Here is a 21,530-nt window from a genome sequence, read left to right on the forward strand (position 1 = left end):
GTCACCTGCCGAACGCTCCGAGCGTCTGCGTCTCTACTCCCGGGGTTGATAGCCCCCAGTTGGTGCTCCAGCAGAGCACGTTGAATCCATTCTGTGGGATCGCTGGCGTCGGCCTGACTAACCTCGGGACAGCCCAGGCCGCCGTCCAATTTCCCATGACACCCCACCGCCGCGCACCGTCGCGGCGATCTGCTGTCCCAGCCGCTGCTCAATCACCGGCTTCCACGGCACCAGGCTGAATCCCATCCCGTCATCGAGCATCGCGTAGCGCCCGCTGGCGAGCATCACGCTGCGGCGATAGATGCCGGCCACGCGCTGGCCATCTGCCGCAGGCCGATGCTCCAGCCCGGTTTCGGCGGCAATGTCCTTCCCGGCCTGCGCCACTTCCCGATTGCGCATCACCGTCAGCAGATTGCGCGCCAGGAACACGCGCTGACCGCGCCGCTCGGCCAGGCAGGAGTCATGGGGGGCTTTATTCACATGATTACTTCGCATCTGCTAACCGCACAAAATCTGCCACGCTGATAGATTCGCTTCCGAGAACGGATCCGACGCGAATCACTAAATCGACAGGAGTTCCCGTGTACTCCGCTCGGTCCAGCATACTGGCATCCTCTAGATTCGGCGGTCGATCCGGCATTCGCAGATTGTGGATGGAACGCAGTTGGGCAGGCAAGGTGGCTCGGCGCAATAATTTTAAAGTAAACCCCCTGCGTTCCCGGGAAAGTTTGGCGCGCACATGAAGCAATTCGCGACTCCACTGGTAGCGAGGCAGCGTCGGAAGTTCCATCTGCCAAGGATCATCTTCGGAGAGATAGCCGTTCCAATGGCGGTGGCGTGCGTTGACCAGCGCTGCCAGTTGCTTTTCTGTCTCGGCCGCGAGCGTCTCATCCGGTAAATCCAGAAATCCCGCGTGCAAGCGCTGCGCGAGGGCGATGGCAGCATGCGAATTTTGAACTGGCAATTCCTGGCATGCATGCCGCAGGCGTTGCCGATCTGCGAGCAAGTTTTTTTCCAATGTGCCGAGAGTGGTGTCGTCAGTCAGGAAGTCCAATAGTCGCTGCGGTCGCGGCGCAAGTTCAAGCACCAAAACGATGAGGGGGCCGTCCGGGTCCTTGCTGTGCAGGCGGTAGCGGTATGTCAGTGTCGTGTATTGCAGCAGCCTGTCCACCCCAAGCAGTCTCGCAAGGTCTGAGATCACGGCGTGGGCTCGCTGCTGCAACTGTTTTTCATCAAAAAGGTCTGGCAACCCCTGAATCTCCAGCTCCATTACCTTCATTGCTATCAATGGTTTCATTTATGGTCGCTCCCTTCGGGGAGAGTGACACGCAGCCACACCCACGCGGCCAGGAAAGCACAGTGCAGCCCGGTGATTGAATTGGCACTGCCATCTGTATTGCGTAGGGCCCCATCGGAACTGATGACCAGCCAGATAGGAGGGCGGCCATGGCGATGGGTACGGCACACCTGTGCAAACGAGGCTCCCAGCCGATATCGCACGGTCGCCTGTGCACGTGCGAGCGTGTCACTGATCTCATTGAGCCGTTGCTCGGTCGATGACCAGTGCATGGACATAAGACTGCTGTTGATGCCGGAGTCAGCGAGCAGCCATATGAAGCTGTCCCATTCCGATCCGGGGCGCACGGCCAGGTGTTGGCCGTCGACGGCACGCTCCCAATAGCTTGTCGCTTGTTGCAGTCGTAGGACCTCTATCTTTCCAAACACCTCTGTCAGCTGACACCAGCGCCGCTGAGAGAGCCTGCCAAAGTCCGCTCGCGTTCCCAGCACACTACCGGATGGCTCCTGCAGCGCATGCACGCCATGGTTGAGTGCATCCAGCATCAACGCAGGCGTTCTACCGTGGCGCTCTGCAAAGGTGCCAATGGCTTCTAGGATTCGAATGGCCTGCTCCTCGGGCACTCCATGGCGCAATGCAACCTGCTGCGTCGAAAGACCCGCTGCGGTTTCACGGAGTACTCCCACGACCTGAGCGTATGTAAGCGCATGCGGTTGCGGTGACGGCAATGGATTGGCCGGTATTGCCATGGCGATGGACTCGTTGATCGCTGGAAGTGAAACGCGCAGGGCTGCTTCGGTGAGCGAATTTCGCAGCACCTCCGCACTGGATGCGCCGCGTCTGGTGGCGCGGCTCGCGCGTTGGCGCAGTGTTTCGGGGGTCACCCCTGTCCAGGCCGATGTCCCTGCATAGTCCAGTTGCAGACGTTTCAGTGCCAAGTCGATGGCGTGCCTGATACCAGCGTCATAGATATGGCAGTAGTGCACCGCGGTGATATGTCCGCCAATGTGTCCTACCTCGTTGGTCAGCCGATCCAGCGGATTGACTTCATCGTCGTTGTCCTGCAGCAGCATAATGGCCAGGCGCTGGCTGGCATAGCCGTGGCGGAAGGCATGCAAGCTGATGCTCTCATCCCCGGTGACCGTCTTAAGAAGTCGGTTCAGCCAAAAGTACATCCGACCGGAATGGGCCAATTCCGACGGTCGATTTGGCTCTCCAAAAAGATAGTCTTCATGGGTGGCAAGTTCTGCTGCGCGCCGCGCGAGCCATGTCCGTACGATGGCTATCGCCGTGATGTCGCAGATCATTACGCGGCGCCGCCCCTCGCGTGACTTCTCTCGGCCGTCACGCAGCTCGCGTGCGATTTCCACGACCAGATGGCTTCCCTCGTCGAGAAGATTGCCAATACGCAGTACCAGGAGCTCACCAATGCGCACCGGGGCATCGCCCGCAATTTCCAGGGCGGCACCCAGCTGGGCGACAAAGCGATTTTCTCGTGCATCGTCGGCTAGCCATTGACGCAGCCGCTCTTTTTCGTGAGGCCAGACCAAGTTGGCCCGGACGGTGGATTCGACCTCGATTTGTAGGAGGTCAGTCGGTAGCGGCGGAACTTGCCACCAGGCGCGCAGGAACTGGTGGACTGCTTTCAGCGCAGCGATGCGTGCCGGGCCCGTTGCTGCGCCGCTTTTCAATAACTTGCGAAAAACGCCAGCGTAAGTTGCCTCACTGATGCCATATAGCCGAACACCGTCAAGCGCTACATGGAAATCATCTGCAAATGCGTTCAGGTAGTCCGACGGCGTGGTGGGCGCCAGATTCTTCTTGCGCTTGGTGCCGTGCTCGACGAGATCCAGCGAAAATGCATAAAGGACTGCGCATGTTTCGTCGGCAGCGTCCAGGCTGGCAGCCAGTGAACGCAGCCGACGCAGGATCTCTTCACGCTTGCTGGCATTCGATCCTTTAGCTGGTGAGCGCAGTGCCGCAAGAAGTTGACGGATGAAGGCGGTGCCACTGCGAACCGAGGCAGAACGCCCAAGGAGGGCGGCTTCAAAGGCGCGCTCGTAGACCGGGGTTGAGAGAGTGTCCTCTGTCGCTGGATCCACAACTTCGGGCAGCATCGCCTGTCTTGTTTGCGCCCGTGCCAGCGCGCCGCGCGGCAGGGCACTTAAGGGGGCTGCACCGCTCACATGGCCGTACAGGACTGCCGGCAGATGGATCTGCAACCAACCCATGGCGGTCGTGAGGAGATGTTCCCAGATCGTTTCGGCGGGTGAGGCAAAGCAGCTCGTGAGGGCGCGAGCGCTCAGCGCGTCTACGAGATGCCCGCGGACCAGGTCATATGGTTCCCACTCCTTCACTCGGGCCAGCGCTTGGGTGGTCCAGGCGCTCAGGTGGCGAGCATCAAGGCGGGAGCCAATTTTCCAGTCCAACCGGACTGCGGTCTCGAATCGACTCGCCTGCGGGCAAGCGGCGTAGGCGGCTTGCAGCTCGGTGTCGTTGGCGATGCCATCAAATGCGATCAGGCATGCCAGTGTCAGGCTGGCAGGTTTCAGCTCTTGCACGCCGGAGGAGGTCAGCCAGGCTTGAAATTCCTCGAACTGCTGGGTGCTGCTGCCGAGATTCTGCGGGTGCAGGAAGTGCATCCGCCGGCTGGGGTCGGAGATGAAAAGTGAATGTTTGAACGACGATCGACGAATTTTTGCCTGATTCATCATCACTCCCTGCGCAGCCCCGTCAGGGCTTGGATGCCGATTTCTCGCATGACGGCCAGTTGGGTCGTTTCGATGCGATCAAGGGTTTGACGGGGGACGCTGACCTGGGAGTTGGTATTTCTTTCCAGGCCCACGACACGATGGCGCATGAAGCTATCAATGTCCCTTGAACTCAGCCCGCGTTCGCGCAGTACGTTCTGCCAGAAGTGCCGGCCGATATTGGGTGGCACCTTGATGGACTCGGGAACCTCGCGCCAGGTGAAATGGGCGCCTGCTGCAAGGACGGTTCCGCTGGAGCTGAGTGTCAGAAAAAGCGGTCCTGTGCCCGCCAGGGCATTACGCAGCTCTTGTGCGAGCACGAGCACCTGACGGTCATTAATCCGCTGTAGCCGTTGCACCAAAGCTCTAGCGTGCGCTGCATAGAGGCGGATTTGTTCTCTTGTCAGCGCATTCAGCAGGGTCGGCTGGGCCATCAGCGCATCCCCGCCTTGCTTGTCGTGCACCACGATTTGATCCTGCCCCCACAGGAGCTCCTCTGCCAGCAGGCGGTAGCACTGGACGTCGCGCAGCCCAGCGCAAAAGCAGATCAGCGCGACACAGTAGCGGGTGAAGTGAGTGTGGTGAGCGAGCAGGCGGGGTGCATGCGCGTTTCGTCCTGGCCGAGAGGCGGTGACTGCTTCAGCCAGCGCGGAAAACAAGTGCTTGGCTCCATCGGGGCGCAGCGTAGCGCGCGAACCAAGAGACGGCAGGTGTTCAGCATCCATGACTGGCACACCCCAGCCAATGCCAGCATAGAGTCTCGTGCAGCCGGTGTGAATCTCGCGGCCTGTCAGCCGGGCGTAGTACATACGTGCCGACCCGATCAGGGAAAAGTCCGCGCCCACGCACGCGGACACAAGACGGTCGTTGCCTAGGGCCAGTGAGATAGCGCCGGTGGACTTGCTGGCACGGGCCAGGGAGGCGTGAAGCTTGCAAGACTCGACTGGAATCAGCGAGTCTCGCGAGTCCGCCTGCACCCAGTCCACCAAGTCTCCGAGGAGAAGCGCTTGCGGGCAGGTTTGGCTGCGCCGCTGGATTTCCTGCACAAGAAAAGCTGGCAGGGGCACAACAACGGTGTCGCCGCTAAAGTGAAAGAGGTTGGCTGTCGCATCCGGCGGACGCGCTCGATTAGGAAACAGCGCGCGCAGATTGAGCTGCAGGCACCCGGTCTGAACGGAAATGCCGAGCATGTTTAACGGTCGGTACCCAGTCACCAAGGGCAGACTCAGCAACAGGCGCGGAGGCAGGTTCACGAGCAGGCACAGCGACTGGATTACTGCAGCACCATCCCTGGCTTCGACTCGAGTGCGCAGCATCGTCGCGACACGCCGGTAATGCGCCAGAGGAAGGTGACTGTCGTCAATGGCCGCTTGGCGGTGTTTGGGATTCGGGTAGTCAAGGCGCCAGCGCAATCTGGCGAGCAGGTCCAATACATGGTGGGGGTGAGCATGCTGAGGGCGGCGCGGGCCGAGCTCGTCCAGTTCCACCCGGCGGCGCACCTGCACATCAATTTTTTGGAAACGCACCAACCAGCCGCGCCCAAACCCCAACTCGGCCAAGTCCTCCGGCATGCGAACGTCGCCGGGCTGAGGGCGGCCATACTTGGCTGTGTCTCGGCGCAGGGCAACGCAGTAATCCTGTTTGAGCTGGGTCTGCTCCAACAGGCAGCGAGCAATTTCGGCGCCGAATGGGACCCGTAGCGGATGGTGCTCCTCTTTGAGAGTGAGCAGCAAGGCCAGGGCGGGAAAATCAGAGAACCGACCGGTCAGTGACGCGGACGGCGTCAAGCCCTGAATATCCAGGATGTGGTTGGAGGCGCTGTCGTGGATGCATTGCGCGGCTCCCGCCCACTCCACAAAAAATGGACGTGTGTTCGCGATGGTCTCCGCATAATCCACTAGGCACTTGGCCAGGGTAGCGATAGACGTCGCGCACGCTGGCTGATCTGGGGGCTGGGGCACCATGCCAAGCAACTGAGCGAGCAGCGCATGGCAGGATTCAGGGATAGCAGAGCGCAGTCGAGCTACCGGCTCCAGGTCGGGGAAAATGAGCATAGTCATGGGGCCTTCTCCTCAAGAAAATTGCGGACGAAAAAGACCCCCCACGCCCGGGTAGTCAGGATTAATTGGTCAATGCGAAGCGCAGCGGGACCAGAACCGCATCAAATGGGAATTGCGCCGAGGGCGTGCAGCGCGTCGCCGCGATGGGCGTTGAGAAACCTGACAGACAGGTCGACCCGCTATGGCTGGGAGACCAGCGGGTCATGAAAATGGCACGAGTGACGTGTCAAATAAAAACCGCAATGACGCGGTTGCCCTTACATGGGCAAGTAGACCAGCGTTGGAGCAGTGCTCTATGGCTGGTGAAATTAAACTGCCAAATTGACCGTTAGCTCGGCGCACTCCCTAGCACTTAGGGAATAAGCAGCACGAATGTCTTCATGGTTGCCTACGACTCGCCTACTGGCAAATCACACATCGAACATCTTATAACAATTTTTTGTAGATGCGAAATCGATGAGGCACTTTGCGGCGTCGCGCGATGATTCGTTCCACAGCCGAGACGCACGACGATGGTTGCCGATCTTCTTCTCAAGATCACAAACTTTACTGAGAGAGTGGGCGTTGGCTTTGGGCCTACAGCTGCAGCATCGCCCGCTTGAAACTAATGCACCTGGGGCAGATGCGGGGCGCCAAAGCGCTCGGCCAGCGTGGCGGGTCATTTATTCAAGATCCACAGGCTCGCGCCCGGCGTCATTAAAGTAGAGGCGAGGAGGGAGAGATTCACGAGCCCGCAGCCCAGGCCGAAAAGCGGCTCATGTTCCACAAACGTCATCGCCTCTCGAAAACTGGCCTGCAGCTAGGCGGAAGGGGCTGCAGATCCGCCAAAGTCTGCGTCCGCGAGCTTCGCGGCTTGAACTGGTACAAAGGACTTGATGGCCTGTCCGATCAGGTTGGCCTTGTCCATCATCGACGAAGATTTCGTGGCGCGGTGACGAAATCCCAAGTGCCGCACTCAGCAGCAGGCGGCGTTTTGCGCGTGTTGAGAGTCTTTGCGGGATCAATGAAATCTGCAAGATTCAAGCCCAATGGTCGGAAAGTGCTGGAGGGGCGCAGGGGAGAGTTTTGGGGCGCTGCTGTGACGGACACGCCGTCTATCGTGTTTAAGTGGCAAATCATGTCACGGTCTAAGGCATTGATTTATATGGATTGTTGTCGTTTAAAGCCGCTTGTCTACATCCAAGACCAATGCAGGTATGCAATGGTTTATTTCGACTCATAACCCATCGGAGGTTCAAATCCTTCTCGCGCAACCAAAAAAGCGGTTAACGCTGCAACAAAGCCCACTTTGAAGTGGGCTTTGTTGTTTGTACTTAGGTTTGTTTGGGTATCGAAACCTAGTCATAGATGCGTTAACCGTGGACGCATACGGATGTGGTCATCATCACGGTCTGCGCGTTCACCCTCTTTGAAGTCGGCACACGAAGGTGTGCGGGCCCTCAAGCTGCGATGAAGATAGGGTGAGGAGTCGCACCAGAGCGCATTCCTGCGGAAATAAGTGGTTTTGTGCGGCGCGGGTTACGTCCCCGATGTCTGCGCCTTTTGGCTGAATTGCTGGCGCAGTGACAAGTTTCCATGGAATGTATCTGCACCACCGATTTAATAGCTCTAGTCTTCTTATCCTCCTGCAGCAATGGACGGCCGTGGAACCAGAGGGCGTGCCGCGGCAGGACACGGCGCAAGCGCTGAGCCAGTGGTTGCGTGCCGTGGATGCAATCCAACTTAGCAGGGCACTGCACGCCATTGGGTCGATGCCGTCCGTGGCGGAGCGGTCGGGGCCAGCCGTGGATATGTGCAGGTTGAACGCTGATTTTCATACCGCAAAAGCCGATGTCATGGGGCTTATTCAGATCAATATCGCTCCAGCGACGGCAATGCGTGGGCGGGCACAGCACGCGCTCGCTGATGACTCGTATTCGCAGGCGCCAGAAGATTTCGCTGCTTACATACAGCGCTATCTTGGCCTACAAAAGCAGATGGACGTAAAGCTGGCCGCCTTGCGTGCGCAGATGCGGCAGTGGCTGTCTCGAAGTACGCCGGCCCTGCGACAACTGGCAGCCCTGGACGGTGTGATGGAGCAGATGCTGGGTGCGCGAGAGCAACGGCTTTGGGCCTTGCTACCGGGTTATTTGGAGCGACGCCTGGCGCACCGGCTCCAGCAGCACCAGCAGGCGCTGCAGACCAGTGGCCAGGACGATGCACCACAACGCTGGCGCCAGCCCGGTGGCTTGCTGTGGACCTTCGAGCAGGATTTACAGGCGTTACTGCTCGCAGAGATGCAGGTCCGCCTTCAGCCGATCGTGGGGCTGCTGGAAGCGACACACAACGAGACAACAGGACAACAGGAATGAACAAGAGTGTGATGGCCGCCATCTTCGCCGTGGGCCTTGCGGTCGTGGGCTGGGTGGGCTGGGGTTTTGTGGGATCGAGTCCGCTGGCGCTGGCAATGACAGCTGTCATTGGTGGGGTCTACGTGCTGGGCGCCTATGAGCAGATGCAGTTTCGGGCGGCCACGGTGTCCCTGGCCACCGCGCTTGGGGGCTGTTCCGCAGAGCCACTGGTGGATTTGGGCGGGTGGCTGGGCCGCCTCGCCCCTTCACTGCGCAACCCTGTGCGCCAGCGCATCGAGGGCGAACGGGTGGCCTTGCCCGGCGCTGCGCTCACGCCCTACCTGGTGGGGCTGTTGGTCATGCTGGGCATGCTGGGGACCTTTCTGGGCATGGTCGTTACCTTCAATGGCGCCGTGTTTGCGCTGGAGGCCTCGTCCAACTTGGAGTCGATCCGTTCGGCGCTGGCGGCGCCCATCAAGGGCCTTGGCCTGTCATTTGGAACCTCGGTCGCCGGGGTAGCCGCGTCGGCCATGCTGGGTCTTCTGTCTGCCATGAGCCGCCGGGAGCGGCTGGAGACGGTGCGCCAGCTTGATGCGCACATACTCACGTTGTTCCGTCCGTTCTCTTCGGCCCATCGGCGCGAGGAAATGCTCCAGGCCCTGCAAACACAGGCCCAGGCACTGCCGCTGATCGCCGAGCGCCTTCAGGGCCTGATGGAGGGTCTGGAGCGCCGCAACGGTCAGTTGGGCGAGCAGCTGCTGACACAGCAGCAGGGGTTTCATCGTGAAGCTGCAGCGGCCTACACCCAACTTGCCAGCACGGTGGGGGCATCCTTGCAGGAGAGCCTGGGCGCCAGCGCCTGCCAGGTGGGAGAGGCGATTCGCCCCGTGGTCGAGCAGGCAATGGCCACGCTGGCCAACGAGGCCCAGCGCTCGCATGAGCGACTGCGCGAAACCACCGATGCACAGCTGCAGGCGCTCTCGGCTCAATGGGAGGGAACGGCCCGTCAGGTGTCTGACACATGGACTTCGGCACTGCACAGGCACACCCAGACACAAGGTAGCCTGGTGGCACAGCTCGATGGTGCTCTGCAGTCGGTCACACAAGCATTTGACCTGCGCTCTAGCGTATTAGTGGACTCGCTGCAGGCGTCAACTGCGCAAGCGCACGCAGCCCAGGCAGTTGCCGATCAGCAGCGCCTGGAACGCTGGAATCGCTCCATGGAAGGCATGGCCAGCACACTCGGCGGCGAGTGGCAACGCACAGGCGCGCAGATGCTGGAACAGCAGCAGCGTGTCGGTAAGGCCCTGGAAGGTGCGGTTCAGCAGCTCGACCGCAGCCTGCAGATGGCCGCGCAGGCGTTTGACCAGCGCTCCGACAGTTTGCTGACAACGCTGCAGGACACCGTGGCGCAATCGCACACCGCCCAAACTGCGGCCGACCAACAGCGCCAGGATGGCTGGAGCCGCTCCATGGAGGCCATGGCCAGAACGCTCAGCGCCGAATGGCAGCGCGTGGGTGTACAGACAGTGGCGCAGCAGCAGGGCGTATGCCAAGCACTGGAGGCAACCGCCACGCAAATCACCGAACGCATGACCGAGCAGGTGGCTCGCACACTGGGCGGTGCTGCCAGGTTGCTGGACCAGTCAGACGCGCTGCTGCGCACCCGCATGGAGGCTGAGGCCCAGTGGGTGCAGGCCCAAGGCCAGCGCATGCACGAACTGACCGGTGTGTGGCGCACCGAGCTGGTTGCCCTGCGTGATGCCGAGGCCCAGCGCGGTCAGGCTGCCGTGGAGCGGCTCGATACGCTGCAGGCTGCCGTGGCGCAGCACCTGGCTACCCTGGGATCAGCCCTGGAGGCCCCGCTCACGCGCTTGCTGCAGACCGCTTCGAACGTACCCCAGGCGGCAGCCGAGGTCATCACACAGCTGCGCCAGGAAATGACGCGCCTGAGCGAGCGCGACAATGTAGCCTTGGCAGAACGCACGGCCATGCTGGAGCAGCTGAGCACGCTGCTGCAGTCGGTGAACGAAGTGGCCATGCAGCAGCGCGCAGCGATCGATGCCCTGGTGGGCTCGGCTACCCAGGTGCTGGAGCAGGCAGGCCAGCAGTTTGCTCAGTCGATCAGCACGCAGGCCCGCAAGGTGGACGAAGTGGCCGCGCATGTGGCTGCCAGCGCAGTGGAACTGGCCAGCCTGGGTGAATCCTTCAGCCACGGTGCGGGCCTGTTCAGCGCCAGCAACGAGAAACTCATGGAAAGCCTGCAGGGCATCGAAGGCGCGATCAGCCAGTCGATGAGCCGAAGTGACGAGCAACTGGCCTACTACGTGGCCCAGGCCCGCGAGGTGATCGACCTGAGCATCAGCGCGCAGCAGGGCATCGTGGAAGACTTGCGCCGGCTGCACGGCAAGGCGTCCTCGGCACAAGGGGTGGCTGCGTGATGGGCGTTGACGACACCCTGGACGATGCCACCGAACAGACGGCCCCCGTGTGGGCTGTTTTCGGCGACCTTATGGCAGGTCTGCTGGGCGCGTTTGTACTGATCCTAGTGGGCGTGCTTGTGGTGCAGATCGACCTGGTGGCCAGCCTCAAGCAGGAGGTGGAAAAGCGCCAGATGGAAGAGCAGCGCCGCATGGCGCTGGAGAAGGCGCTGGCCATTCCACTGGCCAGCGGCCGGGTCACCGTGCACAACGGCCGTATAGGCATCAGCGGCAGCGTGCTTTTTGCTGCAGGCTCCGACGAGCTGCGCTCCGAAGGCCGTCAGCTCCTCAAGAGCCTGGTGCAGCCCCTGCAGGTCTACCTGCGCGAGCGCGACGAGATGCTCATGGTGAGCGGCTTCACCGACAACACCACGCTGCTGCAAGGGCCTCAGCAGCGCTTTGCCGACAACCTGGAGCTGTCGGCCCAGCGGGCCCTCACCGTGGCTCGGGCCCTGATTGACGAAGGCATGCCCTCGTCGCAGGTGTTTGCCGCAGCCTTTGGTGCCGAACAACCCGTGGCCGACAACGCCGATGAAAAGGGGCGCGCGCAAAACCGCCGTGTGGAGATGGCCCCGGTGCCCAAGGCTCCCAATGCCAAGCCCGCCCGCAATGAGTGAGCCGAGCGAACCCACGTTGGGGTCCTTGCGGGCCGACGGCGCCGACCGCCACGACCCGGCGCGCTTTCACTTTCTGGAGGTGCTGGCACGGCGCCTGCCAGGCCAGCCTGTGGCCGTGCGGCAGGTACTGGAGGGGCGGCTGCATGCCGCTGTAGCGGACTATGCCGAGCGAGCCCGGTCGAGCCCGGATGCGGCCCAGCAGGTGGGTCGGTCTGCAATACCTGCAGCGATCTCCCCCTTGGTGCAATTGAACCGTGACCTGAGCGCCCGCGTACAGGCCGACGCAGATGTCGTTCGTGCGGGCGATGGCGGCAGCCTGTCAGACATGAAGAGCGTGCGCCAGTTCAGCGAAGTCTGGTCCAAGATTTCTGCACAACGGCAGGTGGCGCAGGCGCTGGATCGTGGGCCCGAAAATGCCGGGCCGCTCAACTCGCACAGGCTCATGTTGCGATCACTCAGCTTGATGCAGTCACTGTCGCCTGACTACCTGCGGCGCTTTTTGTCGCAGGTGGATTCGCTGCTGTGGCTGGAGCAGGCGAGCGCGAAGCCCCTGCGCTCTACGGCCAAACCGGGGCGCAAGAGTCGGCCCAGGCCCTGAGCCTCCCGGCGGGCGCACCGCAGTGGGGGCAAGCATGGAGGGATCGGCCCCCGCGCACGGCGAGGGGTCGGGCTTGGCAAAACGCGAGGGGATGTGCCCGGACACCTGCTGTTCTGCGATGTCTCACCGCGCAAACAACTCCGCTCTGGCCGCTCGCGTGATGGCTGAAACACAGGGGTGGGTGATGCGGCGCTCGACGGAGATGGCGAAAAATTCCTCCACCAGCTCGGAGGTTCTGCCCACCACCTCCACGCCGAACTGCCCCATGGCTTCGTCTTCGAGCACGCTGGGCAAGGTGAAGACGCCGCGTCCTTCGCGGCCAAAGGCATTCATGAGAGCGCTGTCATCGAACTCTCCCACGATATGCGGCTGTAGCTGGTATTTGTTGAACCAGTGATCGAGTTGTTGGCGCACGGAAGACTGCGGGCCCTGGATCAGCATCGGTGCGCCGTGCAGGCATTGGGGAAAGGGGCCTTGCAGCTGCCGGGCGAGCGACGGAGCGCAGAAGAAGCTCATGGCGCTGGTTCCGAGCGCGTGGTTGAAGGCCTTTACCCCTACCTTGCGGGACACCGGCTCGTCGGCAATCACCAGATCAAGGCGGTGCAGGGTGAGTTGCGCCAGCAACTCCGGAAACTTGCCCTCGTGGCAGATCATGTGCACGCGATCGGGCAGGCCCAGCGCCGGCTCCAGCAGATGGTAGGCCACCGGCTTAGCCACCGAATCGGCGATGCCCACGCGAAATTCCAGCGTCTTTGCCTGACCGCGTGACAGGCGCACGGATTTTTCCAGCTCGTCGCCCAGGGCAAATATTTGCTCTGCATACCCGAGCGCAATCCGCCCTTCGCTGGTCATCTCCAGCCCCCGGCCGCGTTTGCGAAAAAGGTCGTGGCCCAGCCATTGTTCCAGTTGCTTGATCTGCCCTGACAGGGTCTGGGGCGTGGTGTGCAGCTGCTCGCCCGCGCGCACCACGCCACCGGCCTTGGCCACCGTCCAGAAATATTTGAGATGCTTGAAGTTCATGAAAAGGTACGAAATAGTTCGAAAAAACCGCAATGTTTTTAACAATAAAACGAATATACGCGAAGTGTTTGATGCGCTACATTGGTTTGATGGACCGAGCTGCACGGGGTTTGCCGGCGCTCGGAGGGATCAATGTTCACAAGGAGTGAAGATGCGAATTACCACCAGAGGTCAACTTGCCGTTTCTGCGATGACCGATCTGGCAATGCGCCAGAACACCGGCCCCGTTGCGCTGTCCACCATCAGCGCGCGCCAGGGCACATCACTGTCGTACCTCGAACAGCTTTTCAGCGCCCTCAAGCGGGCCGGGCTGGTTGACAGCACACGCGGCCCCGGGGGCGGCTATGCCCTGGCCCACAAGCCCGAGCAGGTGTCGGTGGCTGACATCGTGGTGGCGGTAGAGAACCACAAGCCTGGCGAAGAGTCCGTGCCAGCGGCGCACGTGTCTTCGCAGATGGTGTCCATGACCGGATCGCTCTGGACGGCGTTCAACGCGCGGGTTATGGAATACCTCCAGTCCGTTACGCTGCGCGATCTTGTGGCCGAGCAGCAGGCCCGGGGCGTTCGGGTTGAGTCGCCGGTGGTGGCGCGCGCAAAACTGGCCCGTCGTCCGGCGCCGCTGATGGCACGCGCCGGTGTGCCCAATTCGGTCTTTGCGCTGGGCGCCATGCCGGCACTGGCCCGCAAATGAAATTGCGCGCGGCGACCGGGACGCTACATCCCAGCCGAAAGCCCTGAGGCCGGCCCCAGGGCATGTGGCCTACAGCTGCTGCGCGAGCTGCTTGATGCCGCGGATCAGCATCTCCACCGAGATTGCGACCAGGATCAGGCCCATCAGGCGTTCAAAAGCCATCACCACGCGTTCGCCCACCAGGCGCTGGATGCGTTCGGCCAGCAGCAGCACCACGGCGCACACGGCCATGGTCACGCACAGTGCGGCCACCCATTCCCACCGGCGTTCCGGTGCCTGGGCCACCAGCAGCATGACAGTGGCCAGTGCCGAGGGGCCAGCCAGCGCGGGGATGGCGAGCGGCACGATCAACGGCTCGCCCGGCAACTCTGCTTGCGGTCCGTCCGCCGACGGAAAGATCATCCGCAGTGCGATCAAAAACAACACCACCGCACCCGCTATCTGCAGCGACAGATCGCTCAGGTTCATTACCTGCAAAAACTGAGCGCCAAAGAACAGGAACACCAGCAGCAGCGCAAAGGCGATCAGCACCTCGCGCAGGATCACGCGCGCCCGACGCTCGGGCGCCACGCCGCGCAGGGCGTTGGCAAAGATGGGGATGTTGCCCAGCGGATCGGTGATCAGCAGGAGCAGGATGGTGGCGGACGCGAAGGTATAGCTCACGCTGCGTACACCGTGTCTAGCGAGCGAAAGCCCTTGATCTCAATCGGATTGCCGCTGGGATCGTGGAAGAACATCGTCCACTGTTCTCCGGGCTGGCCTTCAAAACGCACCTGGGGCTCCAGCACAAATGCGGTGCCGGCGGCCTTGAGCCGCGCGGCCAGCGCATGCCAGTCGGGCAGCTCCAAGATGGCGCCGAAATGCGGCATGGGCACGAGGTGGTCGCCCACATGCCCGGTGCGGGTGCTGGCAAACGGGGTGCCCAGGTGCAACGAGATCTGGTGACCGAAGAAGTCGAAGTCCACCCAGGTGTCGGTGCTTCGGCCTTCCTGGCATTCCAGCACGCCGCCGTAAAAGCGGCGGGCGGCATCCAGGTCGGTGACGTGAAAGGCGAGGTGAAAGAGGCTGCGCATCCCGCAAAGGATAGCAGCCAAGGGCACCGCCTGGGCGGGCCCGATGGGGTCTCGCAGCGGTCAGGCCATGGATGGATCGGCGGCCATGTTGTCAAACTTCTTGAAGTACTGGCGTGCCATAGCCACCAGCTGGGCGTCGGTCGGGTGGTCTGCGGCCACCGAGTCCACCACCACGCCTGCAACTGCAGCATGGTGCCTTGCTGCCCAGTCGCGGAACTGGTGACGCACCAGCCCTGGGCCCGCCAGCAGGACCTCGCGGGTATGCGTCAGCGCCTGGGCAATGTCGGAAAAGAATGGCGTCAGGTCGTCGGCCTTGCCCTGGTGCTTGTGGTGGCTGCGGGACTTGATGCGCTGGGCTTCGGCGTGTTCGCGGTCAAACATCACCACATGGGCTTCGGATTGGTCCATCCAGACAACGGCGTGAAAAGTGCTCATGAATCGGCTTTCTTGAAGTGATGACAAAAACGGGGGAGGGAAGGGGACTGAATGCGTGAGCGAACTCACGCAGCCCGGTGGTATTGCTCGGCCTTTTCCTGGCAATGCACGCACCGTGCAGCCTCGGGCGTGGCGTGCAGGCGGGCGGCGGTGATGTGGTTGCCGCAGTCCGTGCACTCGCCATAGGTGCCCGCTTCAATGCGGGCCAGGGCGGACTCGATGGCCGCCAGGTGTGCGGTCTCGCGCTCGTCGAGGGCAAACTCCACCTCGCGCTCGGTGGCGACCTGGGCGCGTGGGTCTTCGGGCTGTCCGAAATGGTCGGCGGCGGCCTCGGCGCGGCCGACGACACCGCCGCGCTGTGCCGCCAGCTGGGCCAGCAGTTCGGATTGCTGGGCCAATAACTGCTGGCGCAATGGCGCGGCTTGGGTCTTGTCCATGCGGGGACTCCTCAGGGTGATCGGATACCTGCATGGTGCGCCTGTGCGTGGTGCCCTGGGTTGATCAGGGTCAAGGGATGGTGCGCGGTGCCCCCCGCCCTGGGTGCGCCGCTCGGCGGGATCAGCGCTTGGGCGGGCGCGCCAGCATCTCTGCGGTGTTGGTCTTGCGGTCAGCGTTCACGCGCTGCACATGGGCGCGCTCGGCCATGCGGGCCAGATATTCGCGCACGGGCAGGTCGGCCAAGTAGTCGCGGCCATAGATGATCTTGGTGGCCGAGCTGATCAGCGGCAGGTGCACGATGGCCGCGCAGTCGGCCATCGTGAAGGTGTCGCCAGCCACATAGGGGCTGAATTGGGCCAACTGGCCGAAGGCCGCGATGTTCTTTTCCAACTGCGCACCCACCTTTTCGCGCGCGGTCTCGCTCACCGTGCCGCCAAAGAATGCCTGCGGGTACAGGTTGCGCGCCACCAGTTCCAGGTGCAGCTCCAGAAAGGTGATTAATTCGCGCACCTTGGCGGCCTGGTACGGGTCGGTGGGGATCAGCGCGGGCTCGGGGTGGGCGGCCTCGATGTAGTCGGCAATCACCGCCGATTCACAAAGCGCCCCTTGCGGCGTGCGCAGGTAGGGCACCTTGCCCAGCGGGCTGGCGCTGCGGTCGGTCTCGCCCACCCAGGCCATTTCCTCGGTGAAAGGCAGGCCTTTTTCGAGCAGGGCGAGCTTGACCTTGTTGTAGTAGTTGCTGGCCGAAAAGCCGCAGAGTGTCAGCATGGGGATGTCTCCGTTGTAGTGGTTGGGCAAAGTGCACATCGTAAGAGGGTGCCAGGGCCAAGCCCCGTCGCTCAGATGACCCGTGGGCAAGGGCATGGCGGGCTGGCGGCCTACAATCAGCGCCTTCATGCCGACCGCCCTGCCAACCCTTCGTAGCCTTCGCTGGCTCGCCCGCCTTGTGCTGGCGTGGTTTGTGTTGTCTATCGGCGTGGCCGTGGCGTCGCCCCTGGTCAACCCGCAGGCGATGGAGCTGATCTGCTCGGGCTCGGGCGCCATCAAGCTGCTGGTCAAGACCGACGACGGCGCCAAGGAGCTGCCCAGCCACACGCTCGACTGTCCGCTGTGCGCGCATGTGGGGGCACCACTGCCCACCTCGCAGGCCCAGCTGCCTGTGGCACACCCCCTGGCGCATGCCCTGCGCCCCATCCCCGCCGCGCACATTGCTGCGCGCACCGCCGCGCCGCTGCCGCCCCGCGGCCCCCCGGCTTTCTCCTGAAATTGCTATTTGTTTGATAGCTGCTTGCGCTTGATGAATAAGCGCTAGCGGCCTATTTGGCTTGATTTTCAGGAGTTTCCATGCGCAAAAGCCGCATGGCGCTGGCCGTGGCCAGTGCCTTTCCCATCGTCCTGGGCATCGCGTATGCCGGGGCTTCCTCCGCATTCGCCCAGACCGCTGACAGCAATGGCAGCAGCACCGGCAGCAGCCCTGCCCCGGTCAAGGAACTGGGCGTGGTCACCATCACCGGCGGCCAGCCCACCTCGCTGCCCACGCAGATCCCCACCACCATCGAGGGCGTGACGCGCGAGCAGATCGAGCACTCGATCAACGCCACCGACAGCGAAGACGCGCTCAAGTACCTGCCCAGCCTGCTGGTGCGCAAGCGCTACATCGGCGACTACAACCACGCCGTGCTGTCCACGCGCGCCTCGGGCACGGGCAACCCGGCCCGGTCCATGGTGTTTGCCGACGGCATTTTGCTCAGCAACTACCTGGGCAACGGCCCCACCAATGCGCCGCGCTGGATGCTGGTCACGCCCGAGGAGATCGAGCGCGTGGACGTGTTCTACGGCCCCTTCTCGGCCGCGTACGCAGGCAACTCGGTGGGCGCGGTGGTGGACTACGTCACCCGCATGCCGACAAAGTTCGAGGCGCATGGGCAGGTCAGCTACCAGCACCAGCCATTTGACCTGTACAACACCAGCGGCACCTACGGGGGCAAGCAGGTGAGCGCCTCGGTGGGCAACAAAAATGGCGACTGGTCCTGGTTCCTCAACTTCAACAAGACGGACAGCGAAGGCCAGCCGCTCACCTTCCCCACGCGGCTGGTGTCCGCCGGCACCGTGGGCAACGCGGGCACGCCCGTGACCGGAGCGGTGCTGGGCAACAACCGTAGCAACCAGCCCTGGTACCTGCTGGGCACGGCCACGCAGTACCACACGCAGCAAGACCACATCAAGGCCAAAATCGCCTACGACTTTTCGCCCACCGTGCGCGCGGCCTACACCTTTGGCTGGTGGCACAACGAATCCGAAGGGCGGCCCACCAGCTACCTGCGGGACGCCAATGGCAATGCGGTGTACAGCGGCACGGTCAACATCAATGGCCGCTGGTTTGCGCTCGCGCCTACGGACTTCAACGTGTCCAACGAAGACCTCACGCATTTCATGCACGGCCTGTCGGTCAAGAGCCGCACGCAAGGCGTGTTTGACTGGGAGGTGGCCGCCAGCCTGTACGACTACCAGACCGACACCCTGCGCGCCGCCACCGTCGCGCTGCCTGCGGCGCTGAACGGCGGGGCAGGGCGCATCGTCAACAGCAAAGGCACGGGTTGGAACACGCTGGCTGCCAAGGGCACCTGGCGGCCGGATGGCATCCAGGGCACGCACATCGTGGACTTTGGCTTGCAGCGCGACAGCTACCAACTGCGCACTATCGAAAACGCTACGACGAACTGGATCAGCGGTGATGCAGGCGCCCGCAACCAGGCCTTCAACGGTGACACGCAGCTCATCGGCTTGTGGGCGCAAGACACCTGGAAGATCGCGCCGCGCTGGAAAGCCGTGCTGGGCGCTCGCGCCGAGCGCTGGAGCGCCAGCAACGGCCAGACCGGCAACGCCACCACCACGCTGAGCCACCCCGAGCGCAACGAAACCTATGTCTCGCCCAAGGCTGCCGTGGCCTATCAGGCCAATGGGCTGTGGGTGCTCAAGGCATCGACGGGCCGCGCCGTGCGCATGCCCACCGTGGCCGAGCTGTACCAGGGCGGCATCAGCGGCAGCGGCACGCTCATCAACAACGACCCGAACCTGAAGCCTGAAAAAAGCTGGACCACCGAGCTGACCGCCGAGCGGGACATGGGGAATGGTTTGCTGCGCCTCACGGCCTTCTTTGAGTGCACCAAAGACGCGCTGTATTCGCAGACCAATGTGCTCGTCACACCCAACGTCACCAACGTGCAGAACGTGGACGCCATCCGCACGAAGGGCATTGAGCTGTCGTACCAGGCCGCCAACGTCTTCGTGCGCGGGCTGGATCTGGGCAGCAGCCTGACCTGGACGGACTCCAAGATCACGCGCAACGACAAGTTCCCCGCCAGCGTCGGTAAATGGCAGCCGCGCATCCCCGAATGGCGCGCCACTGCCGTGGCCACTTACCGGCCGGACGACAAGTGGTCGTACACCCTGGGCGCGCGTTACAGCGGCAAGCAGTACAGCACGCTCGACAACACCGACCCCAACGGCTTTGCCTACCAGGGCGCGAGCCGCTACTTCACCACCGATGTGCGCGTGCGCTACCAAGTCACCAAGCAGGTTAGCGCCGCTGTGGGCATCGACAACCTTAACAACTACCAGTTCTGGAACTTCCACCCCTACCCGCAGCGCAGCTACATGGCTGAACTGAAAGTAACCCTCTGAAAGGAAAACATCCCATGTCTCTGAATACTATGAAAAAGATAGCTGCTACCGCTTTGTTGATAAGCGCTACAGCCCTGTTTGGCTCTGCATCGGCCCATGTGGTGCTCGAATACCAGGTGGCCCCTGCGGGCGCCAGCTACAAGGCCACCTTCAAGGTCGGGCACGGCTGCGGCGCGTCGCCCACGCGGCAGATTGCGGTGGACATCCCGGCCGGCATGCGCGGCGCGCACCCCATGCCCAAGCCGGGCTGGACGCTGGATGTGCAGCGCGACAAGCTGGCCCAGCCCTACAGCAGCCACGGCCGCAGCATCACCGAAGACGTGGTGCGCATCACCTGGACGGCCAAGACGCCGGATGACATGCTGCAGAGCGCCCACTATGACGAGTTTGTGCTGGTCGCCCAGGCGCCGGAGCAGGCGGGCACCGTGTACTGGCCGGTGCGCCAGGTCTGCGCCGAGGGCCAGAGCGACTGGACCGAGGTGCCCAAGCCGGGCCAGAAGCTGTCGGACCTGAAGTCCCCAGCGGCAGCGCTGGAGATTTTGCCCACCGGCGGCGCTGCTGCCCACCATCATTGACAGTCGGGCCCAGTCCCTCATTCCCATTCCCGTTCCCATTTTTTTGAGCCAACCGAAAGACATTCACCATGAAAAAACTGCTTCACACCGCCGCCGTTGTTGCCGCACTGCTCAGCACCCCGGCATGGGCGCAGACCGCCGCCGTCAAGGTCGAAGGCGCCTGGGCGCGCGCCAGCGTGCAGGGCCAGAAGGCCACGGGCGCGTTCATGCGCCTCACCGCCAAGGACGGCGCCCGCCTGGTGCGCGTCGAGTCGCCCGCCGCCGGTCTGACCGAAGTGCATGAGATGAAGATGGAAGGCGACATCATGAAGATGCGCGCCGTGCCCGTGCTGGACCTGCCTGCGGGCAAGATGGTGGACCTCAAGCCCGGCGGCTACCACGTCATGCTGCTGGACCTGAAGGCGCCCCTGGCCAAGGACAGCTCGGTGCCGCTCACCCTGGTGTTCCAGGACGCCAAGGGCGTGGAAAGCAAACTCAACCTGACGGTGCCCGTGGGCACGACGGCCCCTGGTGGCGCCATGGCGGGCGGCATGATGGATGGGCATAAACACTGAGGTAACCGCCGCCGCAGCGCCTTCGCGGGCGTAACGCATTGGAGTAAGCTGTGACTCCACTACAGACCACCTCTTGCGGAGCGGCCATGAGCGACACATCCAACTTTGGTTTCGGCAAATTCGTCCCCGGCTTTGACTTTCTGCAAAGCTTGGCGAAAGGTGCCTCCAGCAGCATTCCCCAGATGCCAAGCCTGTCGAACTGGGTGGCGCCCACCATCAGCGTCGAAGAGCTGGAAAAGCGCATCGACGAACTCAAGGCCGTGCAGTTCTGGCTGGAGCAGAACTCGCGCGCCCTCACGGCCACCGTCCAGGCGCTGGAAGTGCAGAAGATGACCCTGGCCACGCTCAAGGGCATGAACTTCAGCATGGGCGACGTGGCCAACGCCTTCAAGGTCAAGGCGACCGACAGCGGCAAGAGTGGCCTGGACAAGGCGGCCGACAGCTTTGCCAGCCGGGCCGCTGCAACCGCTCCGGCCGCCCCTGCGCCACAACCCGCAGAACCGGCCAAGCCCGCCCCGGCTGACGGCGATCAGGCCACCAAGGAGGCCGAACCCAGCGTGGTGGACCCCATGCAATGGTGGGGCGCGCTGACCAGCCAGTTCCAGCAGATCGCGGCCAACGTATTGAAAGACGCCGCCCAGCAGACCGCCGCCATCGACACCACCAAAACCATGGCCGCCGAGGCCATCAAGACGGCCACCGAGGTGGCCAGCCAGTTTGCTGCCCAGGGTATGCAGGCTGTGCAGGGCGCCCGGCGCACCGCCGCCAGCGCGGCAAAGGCGCCCGCTGCCAAAAAAGCCGCCGCCAAAAAGGCACCCGCCCCCTCTGCAGCCAAGCCCGCCGCCAAAAAAGCCACGGCTCGCCGCGCACCGCGCAAGCCAGCAGGCTGATCTGGCGTTGCTGCCTGCAGTGCCCGCCACAGCCGGTA

At 62.9% G+C, this 21,530-nt stretch carries 19 protein-coding genes and 1 pseudogene; 10 read left to right on the top strand and 10 right to left on the bottom strand.

Annotation, left to right across the window (positions count from 1 at the left end; genetic code table 11):
• Nucleotides 1–117 precede the first annotated feature (117 nt).
• The 4 genes and pseudogenes from J8G26_RS10395 to J8G26_RS10410 all read right to left on the bottom strand — a co-directional run.
• Nucleotides 118–453, bottom strand: a pseudogene (locus tag J8G26_RS10395) (DUF3363 domain-containing protein); the annotation flags it as partial.
• A 31-nt stretch (nucleotides 454–484) separates the two neighbouring features.
• Nucleotides 485–1,297: a hypothetical protein gene (locus J8G26_RS10400; protein ID WP_210568866.1), complete on the bottom strand. Its 813-nt coding sequence runs from the start codon at nucleotides 1,295–1,297 to the stop codon at nucleotides 485–487.
• The gene (locus tag J8G26_RS10405; RefSeq protein ID WP_210568867.1) at nucleotides 1,294–4,008 is read right to left on the bottom strand and encodes a hypothetical protein; all 2,715 of its coding nucleotides are present in this window, start codon (nucleotides 4,006–4,008) and stop codon (nucleotides 1,294–1,296) included. The genes J8G26_RS10400 and J8G26_RS10405 overlap by 4 nt, the downstream gene beginning before the upstream one ends.
• 2 nt (nucleotides 4,009–4,010) lie before the next feature.
• Complete coding sequence (locus J8G26_RS10410; protein WP_210568868.1) at nucleotides 4,011–6,107, bottom strand: hypothetical protein; 2,097 nt, start codon at nucleotides 6,105–6,107, stop codon at nucleotides 4,011–4,013.
• Nucleotides 6,108–7,687: 1,580 nt separating this feature from the next.
• Between J8G26_RS10410 and J8G26_RS10415 the strand changes: the two genes are divergently transcribed.
• From J8G26_RS10415 to J8G26_RS10430, 4 genes are read left to right on the top strand one after another with little or no spacing between them, the layout of a single operon-like run.
• The gene (locus tag J8G26_RS10415; protein WP_210568869.1) at nucleotides 7,688–8,458 is read left to right on the top strand and encodes a DUF3348 family protein; all 771 of its coding nucleotides are present in this window, start codon (nucleotides 7,688–7,690) and stop codon (nucleotides 8,456–8,458) included.
• Nucleotides 8,455–10,878: a DUF802 domain-containing protein gene (locus J8G26_RS10420; RefSeq protein WP_210568870.1), complete on the top strand. Its 2,424-nt coding sequence runs from the start codon at nucleotides 8,455–8,457 to the stop codon at nucleotides 10,876–10,878. Before J8G26_RS10415 ends, J8G26_RS10420 begins: the two co-directional genes overlap by 4 nt.
• Entirely contained in the window at nucleotides 10,878–11,534 is a 657-nt protein-coding gene (locus J8G26_RS10425; protein ID WP_210568871.1) for an OmpA family protein, read from the top strand. The genes J8G26_RS10420 and J8G26_RS10425 overlap by 1 nt, the downstream gene beginning before the upstream one ends.
• Complete coding sequence (locus J8G26_RS10430) at nucleotides 11,527–12,132, top strand: DUF2894 domain-containing protein (protein ID WP_210568872.1); 606 nt, start codon at nucleotides 11,527–11,529, stop codon at nucleotides 12,130–12,132. Before J8G26_RS10425 ends, J8G26_RS10430 begins: the two co-directional genes overlap by 8 nt.
• A 123-nt stretch (nucleotides 12,133–12,255) precedes the next feature.
• Here the strand turns inward: J8G26_RS10430 and nhaR are convergent, their stop codons facing one another.
• A complete protein-coding gene (gene nhaR, locus J8G26_RS10435; protein WP_210568873.1) occupies nucleotides 12,256–13,152 on the bottom strand; it encodes a transcriptional activator NhaR in 897 nt (298 codons plus the stop codon).
• A gap of 151 nt (nucleotides 13,153–13,303) precedes the next feature.
• Between nhaR and J8G26_RS10440 the strand changes: the two genes are divergently transcribed.
• Nucleotides 13,304–13,843 carry an Rrf2 family transcriptional regulator gene (locus J8G26_RS10440; RefSeq protein ID WP_087748130.1) on the top strand — a complete coding sequence of 180 codons (540 nt, stop codon included), beginning with the start codon at nucleotides 13,304–13,306 and terminating at the stop codon, nucleotides 13,841–13,843.
• A gap of 69 nt (nucleotides 13,844–13,912) precedes the next feature.
• On the opposite strand, the gene J8G26_RS10445 is transcribed toward J8G26_RS10440, so the two are convergent.
• From J8G26_RS10445 to J8G26_RS10465, 5 genes are all read right to left on the bottom strand, one after another.
• Entirely contained in the window at nucleotides 13,913–14,506 is a 594-nt protein-coding gene (locus tag J8G26_RS10445) for a MarC family protein (protein WP_087743390.1), read from the bottom strand.
• Nucleotides 14,503–14,916 carry a VOC family protein gene (locus J8G26_RS10450; protein ID WP_087743392.1) on the bottom strand — a complete coding sequence of 138 codons (414 nt, stop codon included), beginning with the start codon at nucleotides 14,914–14,916 and terminating at the stop codon, nucleotides 14,503–14,505. Before J8G26_RS10450 ends, J8G26_RS10445 begins: the two co-directional genes overlap by 4 nt.
• A gap of 60 nt (nucleotides 14,917–14,976) precedes the next feature.
• Nucleotides 14,977–15,351, bottom strand: coding sequence for a hypothetical protein (locus tag J8G26_RS10455; RefSeq protein ID WP_087743393.1), 375 nt, complete (start codon nucleotides 15,349–15,351; stop codon nucleotides 14,977–14,979).
• A 65-nt stretch (nucleotides 15,352–15,416) separates the two neighbouring features.
• A complete protein-coding gene (locus tag J8G26_RS10460; protein WP_210568874.1) occupies nucleotides 15,417–15,788 on the bottom strand; it encodes a TraR/DksA family transcriptional regulator in 372 nt (123 codons plus the stop codon).
• Between the two features lie 121 nt (nucleotides 15,789–15,909).
• Complete coding sequence (locus J8G26_RS10465) at nucleotides 15,910–16,557, bottom strand: glutathione S-transferase (RefSeq protein ID WP_210568956.1); 648 nt, start codon at nucleotides 16,555–16,557, stop codon at nucleotides 15,910–15,912.
• 127 nt (nucleotides 16,558–16,684) lie between these two features.
• Here J8G26_RS10465 and J8G26_RS10470 point away from each other — a divergent pair, with 127 nt between their 5' ends.
• From J8G26_RS10470 to J8G26_RS10490, 5 genes are all read left to right on the top strand, one after another.
• Complete coding sequence (locus tag J8G26_RS10470) at nucleotides 16,685–17,053, top strand: DUF2946 family protein (protein WP_210568875.1); 369 nt, start codon at nucleotides 16,685–16,687, stop codon at nucleotides 17,051–17,053.
• 80 nt (nucleotides 17,054–17,133) lie between these two features.
• Complete coding sequence (locus J8G26_RS10475) at nucleotides 17,134–19,473, top strand: TonB-dependent receptor (protein ID WP_210568876.1); 2,340 nt, start codon at nucleotides 17,134–17,136, stop codon at nucleotides 19,471–19,473.
• A gap of 14 nt (nucleotides 19,474–19,487) precedes the next feature.
• Nucleotides 19,488–20,048, top strand: a complete 561-nt coding sequence (locus J8G26_RS10480) for a YcnI family protein (protein ID WP_210568877.1) — start codon at nucleotides 19,488–19,490, stop codon at nucleotides 20,046–20,048.
• Between the two features lie 68 nt (nucleotides 20,049–20,116).
• A complete protein-coding gene (locus tag J8G26_RS10485) occupies nucleotides 20,117–20,602 on the top strand; it encodes a copper chaperone PCu(A)C (RefSeq protein WP_210568878.1) in 486 nt (161 codons plus the stop codon).
• A gap of 86 nt (nucleotides 20,603–20,688) precedes the next feature.
• A complete protein-coding gene (locus tag J8G26_RS10490; RefSeq protein ID WP_087743405.1) occupies nucleotides 20,689–21,492 on the top strand; it encodes a PhaM family polyhydroxyalkanoate granule multifunctional regulatory protein in 804 nt (267 codons plus the stop codon).
• The last annotated feature ends 38 nt before the right edge of the window (nucleotides 21,493–21,530 follow it).

The organism is Acidovorax sp. JG5 (genome assembly GCF_017939685.1).
In the GTDB taxonomy this organism is placed as follows: domain Bacteria; phylum Pseudomonadota; class Gammaproteobacteria; order Burkholderiales; family Burkholderiaceae_C; genus Acidovorax.

Excerpts from the sequence above, each read along its gene's own strand:
- J8G26_RS10455 (WP_087743393.1), bottom strand. The coding sequence starts at position 15,351 with ATGAGCACTTTTCACGCCGTTGTCTGGATGGACCAATCCGAAGCCCAT.
- J8G26_RS10465 (WP_210568956.1), bottom strand. The coding sequence starts at position 16,557 with ATGCTGACACTCTGCGGCTTTTCGGCCAGCAACTACTACAACAAGGTC.
- J8G26_RS10460 (WP_210568874.1), bottom strand. The coding sequence starts at position 15,788 with ATGGACAAGACCCAAGCCGCGCCATTGCGCCAGCAGTTATTGGCCCAG.
- J8G26_RS10420 (WP_210568870.1), top strand. The coding sequence starts at position 8,455 with ATGAACAAGAGTGTGATGGCCGCCATCTTCGCCGTGGGCCTTGCGGTC.
- J8G26_RS10470 (WP_210568875.1), top strand. The coding sequence starts at position 16,685 with ATGCCGACCGCCCTGCCAACCCTTCGTAGCCTTCGCTGGCTCGCCCGC.
- nhaR (WP_210568873.1), bottom strand. The coding sequence starts at position 13,152 with ATGAACTTCAAGCATCTCAAATATTTCTGGACGGTGGCCAAGGCCGGT.
- J8G26_RS10450 (WP_087743392.1), bottom strand. The coding sequence starts at position 14,916 with ATGCGCAGCCTCTTTCACCTCGCCTTTCACGTCACCGACCTGGATGCC.
- J8G26_RS10425 (WP_210568871.1), top strand. The coding sequence starts at position 10,878 with ATGGGCGTTGACGACACCCTGGACGATGCCACCGAACAGACGGCCCCC.
- J8G26_RS10440 (WP_087748130.1), top strand. The coding sequence starts at position 13,304 with ATGCGAATTACCACCAGAGGTCAACTTGCCGTTTCTGCGATGACCGAT.
- J8G26_RS10400 (WP_210568866.1), bottom strand. The coding sequence starts at position 1,297 with ATGAAACCATTGATAGCAATGAAGGTAATGGAGCTGGAGATTCAGGGG.
- J8G26_RS10415 (WP_210568869.1), top strand. The coding sequence starts at position 7,688 with ATGTATCTGCACCACCGATTTAATAGCTCTAGTCTTCTTATCCTCCTG.
- J8G26_RS10485 (WP_210568878.1), top strand. The coding sequence starts at position 20,117 with ATGAAAAAACTGCTTCACACCGCCGCCGTTGTTGCCGCACTGCTCAGC.
- J8G26_RS10480 (WP_210568877.1), top strand. The coding sequence starts at position 19,488 with ATGTCTCTGAATACTATGAAAAAGATAGCTGCTACCGCTTTGTTGATA.
- J8G26_RS10490 (WP_087743405.1), top strand. The coding sequence starts at position 20,689 with ATGAGCGACACATCCAACTTTGGTTTCGGCAAATTCGTCCCCGGCTTT.
- J8G26_RS10405 (WP_210568867.1), bottom strand. The coding sequence starts at position 4,008 with ATGAATCAGGCAAAAATTCGTCGATCGTCGTTCAAACATTCACTTTTC.
- J8G26_RS10475 (WP_210568876.1), top strand. The coding sequence starts at position 17,134 with ATGCGCAAAAGCCGCATGGCGCTGGCCGTGGCCAGTGCCTTTCCCATC.
- J8G26_RS10410 (WP_210568868.1), bottom strand. The coding sequence starts at position 6,107 with ATGACTATGCTCATTTTCCCCGACCTGGAGCCGGTAGCTCGACTGCGC.
- J8G26_RS10430 (WP_210568872.1), top strand. The coding sequence starts at position 11,527 with ATGAGTGAGCCGAGCGAACCCACGTTGGGGTCCTTGCGGGCCGACGGC.